The following is a 17,801-nucleotide window of genomic DNA, read 5'->3' on the forward strand; positions in this document are numbered from 1 at the left end:
TTCTCTGGGCCTGAAGGGAGGGTGAAAACCCCCACCTTCAGTTCCGTTGATTTACCGTCTGGGCATCATGCCTTCGAAGATGTCGATGTCCTTGTCACTTTCGTCGAGCACCTGCACATCAAGGCACAGGGAGTGCAGCTCTTTCACGAGCACCTTGAAGGACTCGGGGACGTTGGTGTTGGTGACTTCCTCACCTTTGACGATGCTCTGGTAAGCGGCGTCGCGTCCTTCGATGTCGTCGGACTTGATGGTGAGCATCTCCTGAAGGGTGTGGGCGGCACCGTAAGCCTCGAGGGCCCACACTTCCATTTCCCCGAAACGCTGTCCGCCGAACTGGGCCTTACCACCGAGGGGTTGCTGGGTGATGAGGGAGTAGGGGCCAGTGGAACGGGCGTGCATCTTGTCTTCCACCATGTGGTAGAGCTTCATCACGTACATGGTGCCGACCACCACGGGACCGTTGATGGGTTCCCCGGTGCGTCCGTCGAAAAGCACGCTCTTACCGGTGCGGGCCAGAGCCACCTGGGCCTTGTCGAAGGTCTCTTCGCTGAGGTCGGTGATGCGCTCAACCACACCGAGTTTGCCGGCGCGGGTGATCACTTCGCGTTCGCGCTTGTCGATGCCCAGTCCGGCTTCCTTGCGGGCGTCCAGACGCTGACGGGCAGACTGCTCGAGAATGCGTTTGATGTCGTCTTCGGTGGCGGAGTCGAACACAGGGGTTACGAACTTCACGCCCATCACACGGGCAGCTTCACCCAGGTGGGTTTCCAGAATCTGACCGAGGTTCATCCGGGAAGGCACACCGAGGGGGTTGAACACCAGATCCACGGGGGTGCCGTCTTCGAGGTAGGGCATGTCTTCGGGGGGCAGAATCTTGGAGACAACCCCTTTGTTTCCGTGGCGGTTGGCCATCTTGTCGCCCACCTGCATGCGGCGTTTCTGGGCCACATACACACGGACCATTTCACGCACGCCGGGTTTCAGGTCGACGCCTTCGTCTCCACGGCGGAAGCGCACGGTTTTCACGACGATTCCACCTTCACCCGAGCGCACGCGCAGGGAGGTGTCTTTCACTTCGCGGGCTTTTTCACCGAAGATGGAGCGGAGGAGTCGCTCTTCAGGGGTGGGTTCAGACTCGCCTTTGAAGCTGGTCTTGCCGACGAGGATGTCGCCGGGTTTGACTTCTGCACCGACGCGGACAATGCCGTCTTCGTCGAGGTCGCGCAGGGCGGCCTCACTCAGACCGGGAATGTCGCGGGTGATCTTCTCTGGACCGAGTTTGGTGTCGCGGGCCTCGATTTCGTCTTTCTCGATGTGCACGCTGGTGTAGAAGTCCTTGCGCACCAGGGCTTCGGAGATGCAGATGGCGTCTTCGAAGTTGAATCCATCGAAAGGCATGATCGCGATGGTGATGTTGTGGCCCAGAGCCAGACGTCCAAGCTCGGAAGCCGGACCGTCTGCAAGCACTTGATCCTTCTTGACCTGCTGGCCCACTTTGACGATGGGACGCTGGTCGAGGTTGGTGCCCTGGTTGGAACGGGTGAAGCGCACGAGGTCAAAGGTCTTGACGTTGCCTTTGTTCATGCCCAGCTCGGGGTGGTCTTCGGTCAGGGTGACTTCCACACGGGTGGCGTCCACGTAAGTGACCTGTCCGTTGACGTTGCACACCACGCTGGTGCCAGAGTCGCGCACCACGCGCTCTTCCACGCCGGTGCCCACATCGGGGGACTGGGCGCGCACGAGCGGCACGGCCTGAGACTGCATGTTCGATCCCATGAGCGCGCGGTTGGCGTCGTCGTGCTCAAGGAAGGGAATCAATGAGGTGGAGATGGACACGATCTGCTTGGGAGACACGTCCATGTAGTCCACTTCATCGGGAGGCACGATCACCACGTCACCGCGTTTGCGGGCGATCACGCGGTCCACAGCGAAGGATCCGTCCTCGTTCAGGGGGGTGTTCGCCTGAGCGGTGATGTAACGGTCTTCGATGTCGGCGGTCATGTACTCGACCTGCTCGCTGACCTTGCCGTCGATGACTTTGCGGTAAGGGGCTTCCATGAATCCCAGAGCGTTGACTCGGGAGAAGGAGGCCAGAGAGGAGATCAGACCGATGTTGGCACCTTCAGGCGTTTCGATGGGGCACACACGACCGTAGTGGGTTCTGTGCACGTCACGCACATCGAAGCCTGCGCGTTCACGGGTCAGACCGCCGGGACCCAGTGCAGACACACGGCGTTTGTGACGCAGTTCTGCGAGGGGATTGGTCTGGTCTTTGAACTGTGAAAGCTGGCTGCGTCCGAAGAATTCGCGCATTGCAGCAACGATGGGACGGTTGTTGACCAGCTTGGCAGGGGTGGCAGCGTCGGGGTTGCCGAGCAGCATGCGCTCGCGCACGCCTCTGGCCATTCTTCCCAGACCCACACGCAGTTGGTCTGCGAGCAGTTCGCCCACGGTGCGCACACGGCGGTTCCCGAGGTGGTCGATGTCGTCTTCTTCCACAGGCACTTTGTTCTCGATGACCACGCCATCGGCATCTGCGCTGGTGGTGGTGAACTCTTCGAGACCGTTGTGCAGGGCCAGAAGGTAACGGATGGTGTCGATCAGACCGGCATCGGTGAACTTGCCATCTTCAAAGCCCAGCAGGGTGCGCTCTTCGGTGGTCAGGCCCAGTTTGCGGTTCATTTTGAAACGGCCGGGTTCGCCGAGGTCGTAACGCTTGGGATCGGCGAGCAGGCTGTACAGGTAGGCAATGGCCTTGTCGCGCTTGGGTGGGTCGCCGGGACGCAGCACGGTGAACAGACGCAGCAGGGCTTCGTCAGCGTTCATTCCGGCGCTCTTGTCGTCGGTGAGGTCCACTTCGCCGAACTCGTTGAGCAGCACTTTGATGCTCTCATCGTTCATTCCCAGCACGCGCAGCAGCATGGTGACGGGGAATTTGCGCTTGTTGACTTTCATTTCGAGGACGTCTTGGTTGTTGAATTCAATTTCAATCCAAGGTCCACGTTTGGGCATGGGGATGATGGCACCGGTGTAGTACTTTTTGGCACCACGGTACATGGGGGTGAAGTACACGCCGGGACTGCGGTGAATCTGGGAAATCACCACACGGTCTGCACCGTTGATCACGAAAGAACCGTCTACAGTCATCAGGGGCAGGTCGCCCAGGAAGACTTGGTCTTCTTTGATCAGACCGGTGTCTTTGTGGATCAGTTGCAGTTTGGCGTACAGGGGGGCCTGATACGTCAGGTCCTTTTCACGGCACTCTTCGGGGCTGTAAGGGGCGTCACCGATGTTGTACTCAAGGAAATCCAGAACCAGACCGCCACCGCGGTTCTTGTCTGACTCGTCGATGGGGAAGACTTCCTTGAAGGCGCCCTGCAACCCGACATTCTGACGGCTCTGGGCTTTGACGCCCTTCTGGAGGAACTGATCAAACGATGTGATCTGAACTTCCGTCAGCTCGGGAAGTGGGATGACCTCAGTGATCTCACCGAAGCGTTCGATGCGTTTCGTCATTCACTCTCCTGTCATGTCTATGACTGAAAACTTGTGCCTGTGTGCCCTTTGCCCCTTCAGAGCCCATCGTGGTTAAACAAGGCTAGGAGGAGGGTAAGAATCCCTTACCCTCCGTTGCACGCGACTTAGAATTGTGGTGTCTGCTCTTTCAAGAGACTCCTGAATAGCCCATCATGGCCACCAAACTTTATTTTAGCAGTGAAGTGCCGTTCCTGTCAATTTATTTTTGGACAGCCACCTTGTAACTGGTCCATGCCAGCACCATCACTTTGGGATTCTCAGGATAAGGTTGCAGGTTCAGGTACAGCAACCGATTGGGATCGGATTTCAAAGTGCCAATCCAGGTGAATTGGTCTTTGCCTCCGTACAGGGCGGTCTGGTAGGTGCTGATTTTGGAAATGGCATCCAGCAAGCGCTCCCTGTTGGTTTCAAAAGCCTGACACCCCGAGCCCAACAACTCCGCCTTGGCTTTTGGATCAGTGACCACGTTTTTCAGCAAGGCTTGCGGATCAAAACAGCGGCCCATGGACCACGTGTTGTACACCAGATTGTCGCTGGGTGGGGTGAAACTGAGGGGAATCTGGTTCTGGGGCCTGAACAGGCTTCCTTCCATCACCGAAGGCATTTCAGAGAGCTGGATGTAATACACCTGCATGGTGGAAGTCACTTTGTCCCAGTAAAACTGGAGCAGCATTCCATCCTTGCCTCCCACTTTTTGCCAAACCTGATAGTAGCTTCCATTGGCGTCAAACTGGTCCACTTGCACATCAAAGCCCTGATTCCAGAGGGCTTTTTTGACAGCTCCATCTGCTTCTTTCTTGCTCTGAAGGCACCCTCTGGCACCCATTTTCCCCACCACACCGATGCTGGCAGGGGCGGTTTTTTCGAGGGTGGTCAGGTATTTCTGGCAGGTTTCGGTCTTGAGGGTGGCTTCAAATGAGGCAGGAAAGGGATTTGGGGTGGGCACCTGTGCATAAGCCAGAGACCCCATCAACAAAAAAAGAACCACTTTGCGCATGTCACCCATGCTAAACACCAAACATGAGGAGCACCCACAGCCTGTTCCTCATGAGACATCCCCTTAAGTGTTTCAGCCGATGGGTGCTCACCTCCAAGGCAGTACAGTGGAAACCATGTCTGCATTGAAACGTGCCACACCAGAATCACAGGGCCTCCCATCTGCTGCCATTTCTGCTTTTTTGACCCGCCTTGAAGCCCATGAACTGCACAGTGTCATGGTCTTGCGCCATGGACATGTGATTGCTGAGGGGTGGTGGACCCCTTACCAAAGAGAACTGCCTCACATGATGTATTCGGTGAGCAAGAGTTTTACCGCCACCGCCATCGGGTTTGCTGTGCAGGAAGGCCGTTTGAAAGTCAGTGATCTGGTTCTGCCTTTCTTTCCGAAAACCCACCCTCAGGGCGACCTTGAAAAAATGCAGAAACTCACCATCAAAGACCTGCTGACCATGTCCAGTGGTCATGACGGTGAACCCCAACCCAGAAGTGCCAACTGGGCCAGAGACATTTTGCGCTGGCCTTTCAAAGCTGAGCCCGGCACCACCTTCATGTACAACACGCCTGCCACCTACCTGGCCGGAGCGATTTTGCAACGCAAAACCCGCAAAACGCTGGTGGAATACCTGACCCCCAGATTGTTCGAACCTCTGGGCATCCAGAGCCGCACCTGGGAAACCGATCCGAAAGGGCTCAATGTGGCTGGATGGGGTCTGTACCTGCAAACCGAAGAACTCGCGCTCTGGGGGCAATTCATGTTGCAAAAAGGCCAGTGGGAAGGTCAGCAACTGCTCCCTGAAAGCTGGATTGCAGAGATGACTGCTGCTCAGATTTCCAGTGGAGAAGATCAGGACAACGACTGGAATCAGGGCTATGGCTATCAGGTCTGGCGTTGCAGACACAACACGTACCGTGCAGATGGGGCTTTCGGACAATTCTGTGTGGTGATGCCCGATCAGGACGCAGTGGTGGTCATGACCGCTGGGGAAGCCGTCAACACCGCAGGCATGCTGAATGCCATCTGGGAAGAACTTTTGCCCCACTTTTCAGCAGAGGCCCTGCCTGAAAACCCACAAACACAGGCTGCATTGGGTCAACAATTGGATGCCCTCACCCTCAAAGGTCCTGAAAACACCACACCTTTTGAGAACCAGAGGCACCTCAACCAGACGTTCACCTTCGAGAAGAACGATTGGGGGCTTGCATCTCTGACCCTGCGCCATCAAGCAGGAGAGACCACCCTGGAATGGACAGACACACTGGGCCTGCAAAAAATTCCAGTTCAAGCTGAAGGCTGGGCGTTCTCTGAAAGTCACCTTTTCCAGCACATGATGTGGATTTTGCAAGACCTCGGACCATGGCCTGTTGCTGCTCAGGGCGGATGGATTTCAGAAGACACTTTCAGCGTGCGGGTCTGTCTGGTGCAGACACCCTTCACACCCACCATCACCCTGCATTTTGAAGAAGACCGGGTTTCTGTGGACCTGAAAGGGGCCGTGCACTTTGGTCCTCTGGAGCGTCCTCTGGTGTGGGGGAAGGCCGAGGGCTGAGGGCATAGGGCTGAGGGCTCAAAAACGCTTTGGCTCAAGCGATAAAGGGGCGAGGTATGCCTCGCCCCTACATTTTATTTGGCGGTTTTTTCGGTGTCTGGTACGATGCTCTCGGCTCTCGGCTCTCGGCTCTCGGCTAAAGGCCTAACTCTGACAAAAAACCCTTAAAGCGGAATGTTCCCGTGCTTCTTATAAGGTCTGCTTTCCTCTTTGGCTGCCAGCATGGTGAAACCTTCGATGAGCATGCGGCGGGTGTCTTCCATCATGATCACCTCGTCGATGTAACCTCTGGCAGCAGCCACATAAGGGTTGTCAAAGGCTTCTTTGTAAGCTTTGATTTTTTCTGCCCGGGTGGACTCGGGGTTGGCGCTGTTCTGGATGTCTTTGCGGTACACGATGTTGGCAGCCCCCTCTGCGCCCATCACGGCCACAGCAGCGGTGGGCAGGGCAAAGACCAGATCTGCACCCATGTCCCGAGAGTTCATGGCCAGATAAGCCCCGCCGTAGGCTTTGCGGGTGATCAGGGTGATTTTGGGCACGGAGGCTTCGGCGTAGGCGTACAGCATCTTGGCCCCGTGCCGGATGATGCCAGCGTGCTCCTGCTGCACACCGGGCAGGAATCCGGTCACATCCACCAGAGTCAGGATTGGCACATTGAAGCAGTCACACGTCCGAATAAAACGTGCAGCTTTGTCAGAGGCGTCGATGTTCAGGGTGCCTGCCATGAACTTCGGATTGTTGGCCACGATGCCCACAGGTTGCCCTCCAAGGTGGGCAAATCCAGTCAGGATGTTGCGGGCGAAATCCGGCTGCACCTCAAAGAAGAAGTGGTCATCGACAATTTCGCGGATCACCTCGACCATGCTGTAAGGCTTTTTGGGGCTCGGGTCAATGATTTCCGTCAGTTTGCTGGTCTGGCGGGTTTTGGGGTCTCTGGTGGGTTTGAATGGGGGTTTCTCTTTGGCGCTCTGGGGCAGGTATTCCAGCAGGGTTTTGATCATGCCCAGCGTTTCTTTGTCGCTCTTGCCGGACATGTGGGCCACACCGGATTTTTTCATGTGCACTTCGGCACCACCGAGGTCTTCGAAGGTCACGTTTTCACGGGTGACGCTTTTGATGACCTCTGGCCCGGTGATGAACATGTAACTGGTGCCTTCGGTCATCAGAACGAAGTCGGTCATGGCAGGGGAGTAAACGGCTCCACCTGCACAGGGACCCAGAATGGCACTGATCTGGGGCACACAGCCCGAGTAAATGGCATTGCGGTAAAAAATCTCGCCGTAGCCGCTTAAAGAGTCCACCCCTTCCTGAATGCGGGCTCCTGCTGAGTCGTTCAGGCCAATCACCGGACATCCAGTTTTGGCAGCGAGGTCCATGATCTTGGTGATTTTCTGTGCGTTGCGTTTGCCCAGAGATCCACCCAGCACCGTGAAATCCTGACTGAACACGTACACCCGTCTGCCGTTGATGGTGCCTGATCCGGTCACCACCCCTTCGCCTGGGGCTTCGATTTCTCGCATCAAGAGGCCACCCACATGTTCACTGAAGGTGGAGAGTTCCATGAAGGAGCCTTCGTCCAGCAATTCATGGACCCGTTCTCTGGCGGTCAGTTTGCCTTGCTGGTGCTGTTTCTGCTGGCGTTCCTTTCCGCCACCAAGTTCGACTTTTTGCCGACGCTTTTCCAGTTCCGCAATCAAAGCTTCAAGTTCTGGGTTGTACATATGTCTTTATTAAACCCTGAAAAGCGGCAACTTGCCTAGGTCACTTGTCCGTTCCTTCCTGAGGTACGGGGCATTTTGTCCCGAGGTCCAAACACCGATTTTTGAAAGTTCATTTTCAGAAACGAAAAGGTCAATGACCCGCGACTAAAGTCGCAGGCTTGTGTCTGTACTCCATCTCAGTTCCGAGTAAACGGCTTTGACTTCCCGGTACGACACATCAGGGCGCACTGACAAGGCACCCGTACCCATCCAGTCTTGCCGGACGAGTAACGTTCTCAAGTTGATGTTTCTGGCTGCCGCGAGGTCTGCATGCAATTGAAACCCACACACTTCACACATCATCATCAGCCCTGCATTCGGCCTGTTCCCTTTCGAACAATGACCACACTTCGGGCAGCACTGAGACGTGTGATGGGCATGGACTCTGGTGGTCATGCAGCCCATCAGAGGCGCTTTGTAACTCAAGAAGGCTTGCAATTCCGCAAAGCTCCATTGGCTCCGGCGACGCTTGGACGCTTTCACTTTCTGGGTGGCTTTGGGATGGCTTCTCCCCTCTGTGCGTTCTCTGATGTGGGTCAAGTCCTCAAGTCCGATCAAAGACTTGGGGAAGCGATGCAGCAACCTTTTGGACAGCGAGTGGTTCCAATTCGCAATAAACCGTCTTTCTCTTCCCGACAAACTCACCAAACGGCGAGTGGCGGAACGAGTGCCTTTGCGTTGGAGGGTTTTTCTTGCATGAGCAAAATGATCTTTGGTGTGGCGGGCCTGACCTCCCGCTTGGAACAACGTCCCCCCCGTGTTGCTCTGGGCGACAAAGTGATACCTCTGACCGACATCTACACCCACCACCGTAGGATGGTCGGTGGGTCGGGGGTCAGGAAGTTCAAGGTTCAAAGCCACGATCAAGTAATACTGCTTCTTGGACTTTTGGTAGTAAAGCTTGGCGGCACCCGTTTCAACCCCTTGAGAAATCAAGTCCAGATGTTTCTGGTAGCCTTCGTACTCCAGAACCAGTCGTCCGTTCAGGGTACCCACACTGACCTTTTGGTTTTCCTTCCAAGAGTAATCCCGTCCGTACTGGTATTCCAGAGTGCGAGAAACAAACTTAGGAGGGGCGTCCAGACCTTTGTAGCGGCGTTTGGTTTGGCCTGCTTCTCTGGCTTTGAGGTTTTGCTTGAGTTTGGTCCATTGGGTCTTAAAAGTTGCTGCCACTTGTTTTTCCACCGTACAGGCCAGTTGAGAACCCAGTCCGAAGCGCTCACGAATGACAGGATAAGTTTCCTTGTGTAATTTGGGTTGAGAACTGGTTTTGTCCATCTCAAAGGCCTTTTTGGAGGCGAAGTTGAGCGCATCACGGTAAGCCAGAGTCACGGCATCCAGAGCGGCTTTCTGCTGGGGATTGTGCCTCAACTTGAGCTTGGCGCTGATGGTCAACTTCATAAGCAGGAGTGTATCAGCTATGAACGTAAAACAACAAGAGGTTTCCGCTTCAACTGCCCCTACGGTGCGGTCGTTTCCTCCCTCGACTGAAGTCGTGCGTCTCCAAGGCCGCAAGATGAATGCCAAGAAGGTTCCAGACAAAACAGGGTGGGTCTTGTCCTGTTGGGCTTGTTTTTGCCTTCTGCTTTCTGCTTTCTGCCCTCTGTTTCAGTTCCCTTTGTGCCACTTCTGTGATGAAAATACGATATGCTGAGGAAGCTTTCGAGAAGCACAAAATCAACAAGGAGCTGAGGAGGTTTCCTTTCATGAATGATGACGTGATGGTAGTGGACGATGGACAAGAAACTCCCAAAGCAGAAGCCAAAGTCCGCGTATATGGTGCAGGAAGTCCTGTGCTGCTGCTTTCTGGCGGCCCGGGTTTTTCAGCCGATTACATGGAACCACTCGCCAGAGAATTGGAACTTCAGTACATGGCCGTCCTCCCCGACCTGCGTGGGACCGGTACCAACGTTGTAGACCCCACCCCCGAGAACCTCTCTCTGGATGCCCATGTTCAGGACGTGGAAAACCTGCGCCAGAAATACGGCTGGGACAAGTTCTCTTTTGTGGCCCACTCCAGCGGTGCCCAGATTGCTCTGGCTTATGCCCTGAAGTACCCTCACTTTGTCAAATCTATTGCCCTGCTGGATCCCGCAGGCACCGACATGGCCTATCTGGCAGATTTTGACCGGGAAGCCAACGCCCGTTTGAACCGTTTGGACAAAGAAATCCTTGCCGACTGGAAAGCAGGCAACGGAGATTTCACCGAAGGCCTCGTCACTTTCCTGTACCGCGTGGTGTTTGACCGCCGCACGGCCAACAAGATTGTGGACATGGTCCCCCAGAAGTCTTTTGTGAATGTTCAGACTTCTGAAGTGTTCAACCAGAACCTGATTGACAGTGGCTTCAACATCACCGATCGCCTCGGAGAACTGAGCAACATTCCGGTGTATGTGGCCCACGGTCTGCTGGACCCCCTTCCTTACGAAGTGGGGAAGAGCATCGCTGAAAAAACCGGCGGAAAATTTGTTTTGCAGGACAACTGCGCACACTTCCCCTGGATCGAAGTGCCCAGAGAGTTTTACCCTCAATTCCTCGGGTTTCTGTTCCAAAACGCCTGGTGATCTGATTTGCCTGCAAAACCCTCGCACTCAGGCGAGGGTTTTTTGTGTTTGGAAAGCATGCAAGCGGTCCATGGCTGTAGGGCAATGTGAAGGAAGATAAAGGGCGTTTTGTTCCTGCATGAAGCGCACCATTTTCTGTTTGCTCTGCCGGGCCTGCTGGGGATCAGCCATGGCTGAAATCATGTCCACAGCATCCAAAGTCAGGTATTGCAGGGCTGGAGTCACATCACCTGCCAGCACCAGAAACCTGTCCTGGCTTTTCACAATGACGGACTGGTGACCGGGTGAGTGGCCCGGAGTGGGAACAATCCAGAGGTCTTCAAACAGGGCTTTGCTGGCCTCGAAATGGTGGAAGGTTCCGTCTCTGTAATCGATCAGGTCGGGTTTGAAGCCTTCAGGGAACATGGAAGGCCAATATCCCTTCATGTGGGCAAAAGGTTTCTGGGTGGCTTCAAACTCTGCTCTGGAAACCCAGACTTTGGCTTTGGGAAAACTGCTGAGGTGTCCCACATGGTCCTGATGCAAGTGGGTGACGATGATGTGTTCCACGTCTGAGGCCTGGATGCCCATTTGCTTCAATTGCTCGGGCAGGGGAGACTGAAAATTTTCGGGAAACCGGATCATGTTGCGGGTGATCATGCGAGGGGCCAGAGGATACCTGCTCAGGTCCATGGCCTGCGGTTTTTCTCCGGCATCCACCAGAATGATCCCTGCTCTGGGATGTTCAATGACCCAGCTCAGCATGGGAGACAATTCATGCCATTGTGCATCCTGCATCACCTGTAAAACCCGAGAAAGCCCCTCTTTGGGAGAAGCAAACCAGCTTTTTTTCAACTGTGCGTTGACCGAATTGATGCCCCAGACCTTCATGTGGCTCCTTTGGACACAAGTAAAATATTAGACATATGTCTATTATGTGTCTGTTGTCCAGTAATGTCAATGGCGATTTGGCAACACAGGTTATACTGAGGGCAGTGAAGACCGAAGACCGTCGCATCCAGCGCACCCGAGACCTGCTGAAAACCACTTTGATCCAGCTCATTGAAAAGCAAGGCTATGAAAGCATTGCTGTGCAGGACCTGACCCGAGAAGCCAACATGGGGAGGGCCACTTTTTACTTGCATTACAAAGACAAGCACGATCTGTTGTGGCAAAGTTTGAAGGCCCCTCTGGAAGCCCTGAGAGACCGTTTTCCCAACAGTGGATCCGATCTTCCAGAAGAGCCCAATCCCATGCTGACTGCTCTGTTCGAACTTGCTGGGCAGGAAAAGACCCTGTTCAGGACAGCACTGGATGTGCCCAGTGCCATGCAGGTGGGACAATCCATTCGCAATTACATCGCAGATTTTTTTGAAAACCGCATGAAGGTCAGTGTGCCCCATGCCACCCATCCCAGAATGGTGGCAGAATTTTTGGCTGGAGGCATTCTCGGGGTCTTGCAGTGGTGGCTGACTGAAGAAAACGCTTTGACCGCGGAGCAGGCCACCCTCCTGTTGAAACAAAAGGCCATTTTTCCGGTTTTTCAGACCCTGTCCATTTGCCAGGACTGAGCAGCAAAATTTCGGACAACAAAAAAGAGGGCCCTTCAGGCCCCCTGTGGAATTTTGATGTTTACAGGTTCTTTTTGAGCACTTCTCCGAGGCTGGAGATGCCCCGTTCGATCTGCTCTGCATTGGCGCAGGAGTAGCTCAGGCGCATGGTGTTTTCTCCGCCGCCCAGAGCGAAGAAAGGGGTTCCGGGCACGAAAGCCACCTTGTATTCCACGGCCTGCTTGAGCAGTTCGGTGGATTTGAGGTGCTCGGGAAGGGTGAGCCACAAAAACATGCCCCCCTCGGGATCGGTGAAAGAGACCCCCTCTGGGAGGTGTTTTTCCAGAGCGGCTTTCATCAGGTTGGCCCGTTCGCCGTACACTTTGCGCACCAGTTCGGTTTGTTTGGCCAGCACTTCGTGGACCAATTCAAAGACAATCATCTGGTTGAGGGTGGGGGTGTGCAGGTCTGCCCCTTGCTTGGCCTGCACCAGTTTTTTGTTGATGGTGGGATTGGCAGACACCCATGCCACACGCAGACCGGGCGTGAGGGTTTTGGAGAAGGTGCTCATGTAGATCACGTGGTTCTGGCTTTCATCGCCGCCAGCGTATTCCAGACCCAGAGAGAACAGGCTGGGTGGGAAATCGCCACGGAAACGCAATTTGCCGTAAGGGTCATCTTCCAGCAACAGCACGCCATGTTTGCCGGTGATTTCCACGAGTTTTTTGCGGCGCTCCAGAGACATGGTGCGTCCGGTGGGGTTCTGGAAGTTGGGGATGGCGTAAATGAATTTCAGGTTTTTCTGCTTCAGCAGTTCTTCCAGAGCGGTGGTGTCGATGCCTTCATCATCGGTGGGGATGCTGACGTACTCGGGCTCGTAAGGGCTGAATGCTTGCAGGGCACCCAGATAGGTGGGGGTTTCCACGCCGATCAGGTCGCCGGGGTTGATCAGGATTTTGCCCAGCAGGTCCAGACCTTGCTGGGAACCACTCACCAGCAGGATGTTGTCCGGATTGATGTTGCCCTGTTGTGCAGCAATCCATTTGCGCAGGGGAGCATGCCCTTCGGTGGTGCTGTACTGCAACGATTGTGCCCCCTGTTCGGTCAGCACTTTCTGGGTGGCTGCTGCCACTTCCTGCACAGGAAAAAGCTCTGGGGCAGGAAGGCCACCAGCAAAGGAGATGATGTCCGGTTGCTGGGTGAGTTTCAAAAGCTCACGGATGGTCGAAGAGGTGATGCGCTTGGCGCGATCGGCAAACAGGTGGTCCCACTGGACAAGTGAAGCGGTCATACGGTCCAGTATAAAACTTTTGTGACGCTTTTTTCGTTGGACTGCGTAAAAGCGTCATGCATTTTCAGGCAGGTGACCCATAAAAACAGAAGGTGCACCAACCCGTGCAGGTCAATGTACACCTTCTGTTCACCCTTTCGGGTGTGCTGGGCTTCAGTGTTTCACGCTGTGCTTCACTCAGTATCTGACGTTGTAACGGGCGGTGTCTGTCACCCAGTCCCTCTGGGGCAAAGGCTGAATGATGATGGAGAGCTTGCGGGCGAAGTTCCATTCCCCTTCAATGGTGATGGTGGCGAAGTATTCGTTTTCATCGGTGAAACGGGCCAGAGAACGCAGGTTCAGGGGTTCACGGCTGGCCACGGCCAGCACCTTGTTGATGCCGTATGGAGCAGCAATTTCATATTCAAAGGGATCGTTGCGGTCTGGAAACACTTTGGTGGTGTTGGCCTGCACAAAGTTGTCTCCGTTGTCGTAATTGTTGGGCAAGATCAAATCGATGTGCCCATCGGCATCCACATTGAAGAGGTACACGTAAGCATCCTGATTGACCCGGGTGAAAATGCGAATGTTTTCGCCTGGATAATAACCGGGGGTATTGCCCCCTTTGTCCAGCCAGACATTCACATAAAGGTCGGTGGGCAGAGGGTTCACGATGATCCTCTGGGGGCTGATCTGGGGTTTGGCCAGAGCGACGGAAAGCAGCAAAAGGGGCAGGACGAGAATGTGTCTTTGCATGCATTCAAAGTATCGGTTGGACGAAATCTGGGGATGATAAATGAGAGCCGATTTCTTTATGGAATTTTAGGTTTTTCTTTAGAGACGCCTTTAAAATTCCTTTACTTGATTTTCATAGAGTTTCCTGATGTCTCTGGTGATGTTTGTGACAAGGTAAAAAATCTTGCCATGTGAAGAAAGCTGGATTCTTATCATCAAGCTGGAGGCAAAAATGAACCAGCAGACCATTCAACCCAAAATCGCCGTGATTTATTACAGCTCTACAGGCACCAACCACACAATGGCTTCCATTGCTGCTGAAGCTGCCAGAGAGCTGAACGCAGAAGTTCGGCTCCTGAAAGTCCCAGAAACTGCACCTGAGCAGGCCATCAACAGCCGTCCAGAATGGCGTGCCCTGATCGACCAGACCCGTGACATCCCGGAGGTCACCTTGCCCGATCTGGAGTGGGCAGATGCCTTGCTGTTCAGCACCCCCACCCGTTATGGTGGAGCGGCCAGTCAGATGCGGGCTTTCATTGACACGACAGGACCGCTCTGGGGCAGTGGAAAACTGGCCAACAAAACCGTCAGTGTCATGACCAGTGCTCAAAACCCCAATGGAGGGCAGGAAACCACCTTGCAAACCATGTACATCACCTTGATGCATTGGGGCACCATCCTTGTGCCTCCGGGATACACCGATCAGAGCATTTTTGCTGCAGGGGGCAACCCTTATGGCACCAGTGTGACAGCCACAGGGCAGGGTGTGGATGATGCAAGCAAACAGGCCATTGTTCACCAGACCCGCAGATTGCTGGAAGTGACGCGATGTTGTTTGTTGGGACGTCAAGCCATGCAAGAGGAAAAAGCCCGGGATTGATTGTGCACAAGTTGGTTTGCACTGGGGTTCTCGGGCCTGTTGGCATCACCCTGCAAAACATTTGAAAACCTGAAATCATTTTTCAGAAAGACAGGTCAAATCGATCACATCCACCACTGGTCAAGCCTTGATATATCGGGAATGGATATAAATAAAGGTTTTCATGACATGGTGAAAGCCATTTGCAATTCACCCCACCCTATTGGCGGGTGGGGTTCAACTTCGCACACTCCTTTGAAGTCTTCTGTACTTTAGCACTTCATGAAAGAATCACAAAGACATGAGAAAAAAATGATGGAACGATGCATGTGGATTGAAAGCGTCCAGTTGTTTTGCAGGAAAAAGAGGCAACCGTCTGATGTTCAATGCATCACAACATGCACAAGCAGAAGATTGTGAACAAAACCATGCCAAAGAGGATGTACAACTTCATTGACCTGAAACAACGCTGGTGCAGACCACGGATTGCACTCAGCAACGGGTAAGCCTTTTCCCTTAGCTGACTTTGTCGTGACCAAATGACAACTTTTCTGCGCTGGGATGTGCTATAACCCGAGCATGCCTGAGATTGAACTGGTGGCACACGATCCCCTCTGGAACCAGAAATACCAGCAGGAACGCCGATTGCTGCTGAAAGAACTGTTTCCAGTGACCGGACCTTTGCTCATCGAGCACATCGGTTCGACCGCCATCCAACCCATCCGGGCCAAAAACATCATCGACATCATGGTGGGCATCACCCGGCCCCTCACCCCAGAGGCCATTGAGGTTTTTGCAGATCTGGGCTACGAATTCATGGGAGAAATGGGTGTTCCCGGACGGCTTTTCTTCAAGCGTGAACCCCGAACCCATCATGTTCATGTGGTTGAAATGGACAACGATCAGGGGTTCTGGTGGGAACATGTGCTTTTTCGGGATTACCTGCGGGCTTTTCCAGAGGCTGCCAGACGCTACGAGCAAGTGAAATTGCACCTTGCAGCCCTGTACCCCAATGACCGACCTTCTTACACCCTGTCCAAAGGCGCCATCGTGCATGAGCTTTTGGAAGAAGCCATCCAATGGGAAAAAAGCCTCGGGCCTGTCAAGAGGCTGCAAAAGGTTTTGCAGGATGCCCCGTTTGAGTGGGCAGTGGCCGGAGGTTGGGCTCTGGCCATCCAGAGGGGCCATGCGGTGCGCCACCATGAAGACCTTGACCTGTTTGTTTACCGGGATGAGCAGCACATCCTCCAGCGGTATTTTCAGGAAAAAGGCTGGACCCTTGAACGCATCCATCAAGGCCAGTTCTTTTCGTGGGACCCTGCCGAAGACATCATGCTTCCCGACCATCAAGTGCATGCCATGCATCCTGCACACCCCACCCTGGACTTGCTTTTGAACGACAGAGATGCCGAACAGTGGACCTACCGCAGAAATCCGACCGTTCGCTGCTCTGTCGTGATCAAGCACTGCAGACAGGGTTTGCCTTACCTCTCACCCGAGGTGGTGTTACTGTATAAGAGCGGAAGTTCAGCAGGAATTCGAACCAAAGACTGGGAAGATGCCGAACAGACTTTTCCCCGTCTGACAGCAGACCAGCGCGATTGGTTGCTGTCCAAACTGCCTGCGGACCATCCATGGCAAGCTTTCGCACTTCTGGAGGGCTGATGAGCGATTTGACACGAGGGGCCACCCCCCAACTGCTCGCCGATGGCTTCATGGGCGGCGGGTCTTTTTTGAATCCTGAAAAAATACTGTTGGACCTTTCTGCCCCTGTGGCTTGCCAGAAGCCTCTGGGTGCACCTCACAGTGCAGCAGAGGTGGTTGCCCACATCGACTTCTGGCAAAACCACATTCTGGATGAACTGAGTGGTGTGGAAAGCAAAACCGTAGAACATGCCTCAGAAAGCTGGCCTGCAGTGGACCCAGAGGGCTGGGAACTCCTGAAAACCCGCACCCTAAGCAATCTGGAACAGTTGCGCAGGTATGCTCTGGAAGAATCCGAACGGGTTCTGCAAGACCATGAAACGGTGGGAGCCCGTCTGGAGGTTTACCTTCTGCACAATGCATACCACTGGGGACAGGTGGTTTTGCTTCGTCGCATGATCGACCCCGAGTGGCCCGCAGCAGGGGAGGGCCTGACATGGTGACGGTTTCCGTGCGTTCTTCGGATCCCATGTCCATCGGAGCAGAGGACCTGATTCACCAACTGTCCCCAGAGCCCAACGCAGCCTACACCGTCAATGAAACCCTCACCACGGGCAGTTTGTATGCTTTTTTGAAGGCAGGATCGGACTTTTTTCTGGCTTACGTTGAAGGTCGGGTGGTGGGTTGCGTGGGTTACCGCAAATTCCCTTTTGAACAAACCGATACCATTGCCCAACTGCGTTTGTTGCTCGTCAACCCCGAGTACCGCTGGCGTCAGGTGGCCACAGCCCTGCTCAGGGAAGCCGAACAGACCGCTTCCAGAAGGGGTTATGTCACCCTGCGCGCAGAAGTGGACCTCAACCACACCGCAGCCCAGCACTTCTTTGAAGAGCATGGCTACAGCAGGGTGCCCAAATATGGTCCTTACGCAGATGATCCCATGGTGATTTGCATGGAGCGACTGATCATTTGATGGTCCATGCGTAAATGGTCATGAACCGTTTTGACCCCCCACCAGAGCATCCTCCCAGAAGCATGTTTCATCGGGAGTGCACCGCTTGTGGGGCTTGCTGTTCTGCGCCGGACATCAGCACCTTGCAGAAACCTCTGGGTGTGCCCTGCAAGCACCTTCAGGCCGATTGCCTGTGCAGCATCTATCAGGAACGCCCTCTGGTGTGTCGCAATTACCAGCCCGACTGGGTGTGCGGTGAAGTGGCCCCTCTGCCCACATTGGAAAAGCGCATCCAGAGGTTTCTGGAGATTTACGGGTTGGGATGAAAAAGGCAGAAGGCAGAAATGTTTATGCTGGAGCCTTAAGAGGGCCTTGGCCTTCTGCCTTCAGCTTTTTGCTTTTGCA

General features: G+C 54.4%; 15 protein-coding genes. 8 read left to right on the forward strand and 7 right to left on the reverse strand.

The window, feature by feature from the left end; genetic code table 11:
• Positions 1-51: 51 nt before the first annotated feature.
• On the reverse strand, positions 52-3,516 hold the full coding sequence (gene rpoB / locus Q371_RS13520) for a DNA-directed RNA polymerase subunit beta (RefSeq protein WP_034341479.1): 3,465 nt from the start codon (positions 3,514-3,516) through the stop codon (positions 52-54).
• A 220-nt stretch (positions 3,517-3,736) separates the two neighbouring features.
• Positions 3,737-4,534, reverse strand: coding sequence for a hypothetical protein (locus tag Q371_RS13525; protein ID WP_157442702.1), 798 nt, complete (start codon positions 4,532-4,534; stop codon positions 3,737-3,739).
• Positions 4,535-4,649: 115 nt separating this feature from the next.
• On the opposite strand from Q371_RS13525, the gene Q371_RS13530 reads away from it, so the two are divergent.
• Entirely contained in the window at positions 4,650-6,083 is a 1,434-nt protein-coding gene (locus Q371_RS13530) for a serine hydrolase domain-containing protein (RefSeq protein ID WP_169743849.1), read from the forward strand.
• Between the two features lie 164 nt (positions 6,084-6,247).
• On the opposite strand, the gene Q371_RS13535 is transcribed toward Q371_RS13530, so the two are convergent.
• Together Q371_RS13535 and Q371_RS13540 are read right to left on the reverse strand one after the other, a co-directional pair.
• The gene (locus Q371_RS13535) at positions 6,248-7,804 is read right to left on the reverse strand and encodes an acyl-CoA carboxylase subunit beta (protein ID WP_034341484.1); all 1,557 of its coding nucleotides are present in this window, start codon (positions 7,802-7,804) and stop codon (positions 6,248-6,250) included.
• Between the two features lie 144 nt (positions 7,805-7,948).
• On the reverse strand, positions 7,949-9,244 hold the full coding sequence (locus tag Q371_RS13540) for an RNA-guided endonuclease InsQ/TnpB family protein (RefSeq protein WP_034341486.1): 1,296 nt from the start codon (positions 9,242-9,244) through the stop codon (positions 7,949-7,951).
• Positions 9,245-9,549: 305 nt separating this feature from the next.
• On the opposite strand from Q371_RS13540, the gene Q371_RS13545 reads away from it, so the two are divergent.
• Positions 9,550-10,407, forward strand: a complete 858-nt coding sequence (locus Q371_RS13545) for an alpha/beta fold hydrolase (RefSeq protein WP_169743850.1) — start codon at positions 9,550-9,552, stop codon at positions 10,405-10,407.
• A 27-nt stretch (positions 10,408-10,434) separates the two neighbouring features.
• On the opposite strand, the gene Q371_RS13550 is transcribed toward Q371_RS13545, so the two are convergent.
• Positions 10,435-11,277 (reverse strand): N-acyl homoserine lactonase family protein, encoded by an 843-nt coding sequence (locus Q371_RS13550; protein WP_034341489.1) that lies wholly within the window; start codon positions 11,275-11,277, stop codon positions 10,435-10,437.
• 104 nt (positions 11,278-11,381) lie between these two features.
• On the opposite strand from Q371_RS13550, the gene Q371_RS25775 reads away from it, so the two are divergent.
• A complete protein-coding gene (locus tag Q371_RS25775; RefSeq protein WP_051964325.1) occupies positions 11,382-11,957 on the forward strand; it encodes a TetR/AcrR family transcriptional regulator in 576 nt (191 codons plus the stop codon).
• Between the two features lie 61 nt (positions 11,958-12,018).
• On the opposite strand, the gene Q371_RS13560 is transcribed toward Q371_RS25775, so the two are convergent.
• Positions 12,019-13,227, reverse strand: coding sequence for an aminotransferase-like domain-containing protein (locus Q371_RS13560; RefSeq protein WP_034341490.1), 1,209 nt, complete (start codon positions 13,225-13,227; stop codon positions 12,019-12,021).
• Between the two features lie 177 nt (positions 13,228-13,404).
• Positions 13,405-13,962: a DUF4384 domain-containing protein gene (locus Q371_RS13565; protein WP_034341493.1), complete on the reverse strand. Its 558-nt coding sequence runs from the start codon at positions 13,960-13,962 to the stop codon at positions 13,405-13,407.
• Positions 13,963-14,173: 211 nt separating this feature from the next.
• Here Q371_RS13565 and wrbA point away from each other — a divergent pair, with 211 nt between their 5' ends.
• The 5 genes from wrbA (at position 14,174) to Q371_RS13590 (ending at position 17,722) form a co-directional block, all read left to right on the forward strand.
• Positions 14,174-14,821 carry an NAD(P)H:quinone oxidoreductase gene (wrbA, locus tag Q371_RS13570; RefSeq protein WP_051964328.1) on the forward strand — a complete coding sequence of 216 codons (648 nt, stop codon included), beginning with the start codon at positions 14,174-14,176 and terminating at the stop codon, positions 14,819-14,821.
• Positions 14,822-15,379: 558 nt separating this feature from the next.
• Positions 15,380-16,465: a GrpB family protein gene (locus Q371_RS13575; protein ID WP_034341495.1), complete on the forward strand. Its 1,086-nt coding sequence runs from the start codon at positions 15,380-15,382 to the stop codon at positions 16,463-16,465.
• A complete protein-coding gene (locus tag Q371_RS13580; protein WP_034341496.1) occupies positions 16,465-16,947 on the forward strand; it encodes a DinB family protein in 483 nt (160 codons plus the stop codon). The genes Q371_RS13575 and Q371_RS13580 overlap by 1 nt, the downstream gene beginning before the upstream one ends.
• Positions 16,941-17,417 (forward strand): GNAT family N-acetyltransferase, encoded by a 477-nt coding sequence (locus tag Q371_RS13585; protein WP_051964331.1) that lies wholly within the window; start codon positions 16,941-16,943, stop codon positions 17,415-17,417. Before Q371_RS13580 ends, Q371_RS13585 begins: the two co-directional genes overlap by 7 nt.
• A 20-nt stretch (positions 17,418-17,437) precedes the next feature.
• The gene (locus Q371_RS13590; protein WP_034341575.1) at positions 17,438-17,722 is read left to right on the forward strand and encodes a YkgJ family cysteine cluster protein; all 285 of its coding nucleotides are present in this window, start codon (positions 17,438-17,440) and stop codon (positions 17,720-17,722) included.
• Positions 17,723-17,801: the final 79 nt, after the last annotated feature.

The sequence above is a fragment of the Deinococcus misasensis DSM 22328 genome (assembly GCF_000745915.1).
Taxonomy (GTDB): Bacteria; Deinococcota; Deinococci; order Deinococcales; family Deinococcaceae; genus Deinococcus_C; species Deinococcus_C misasensis.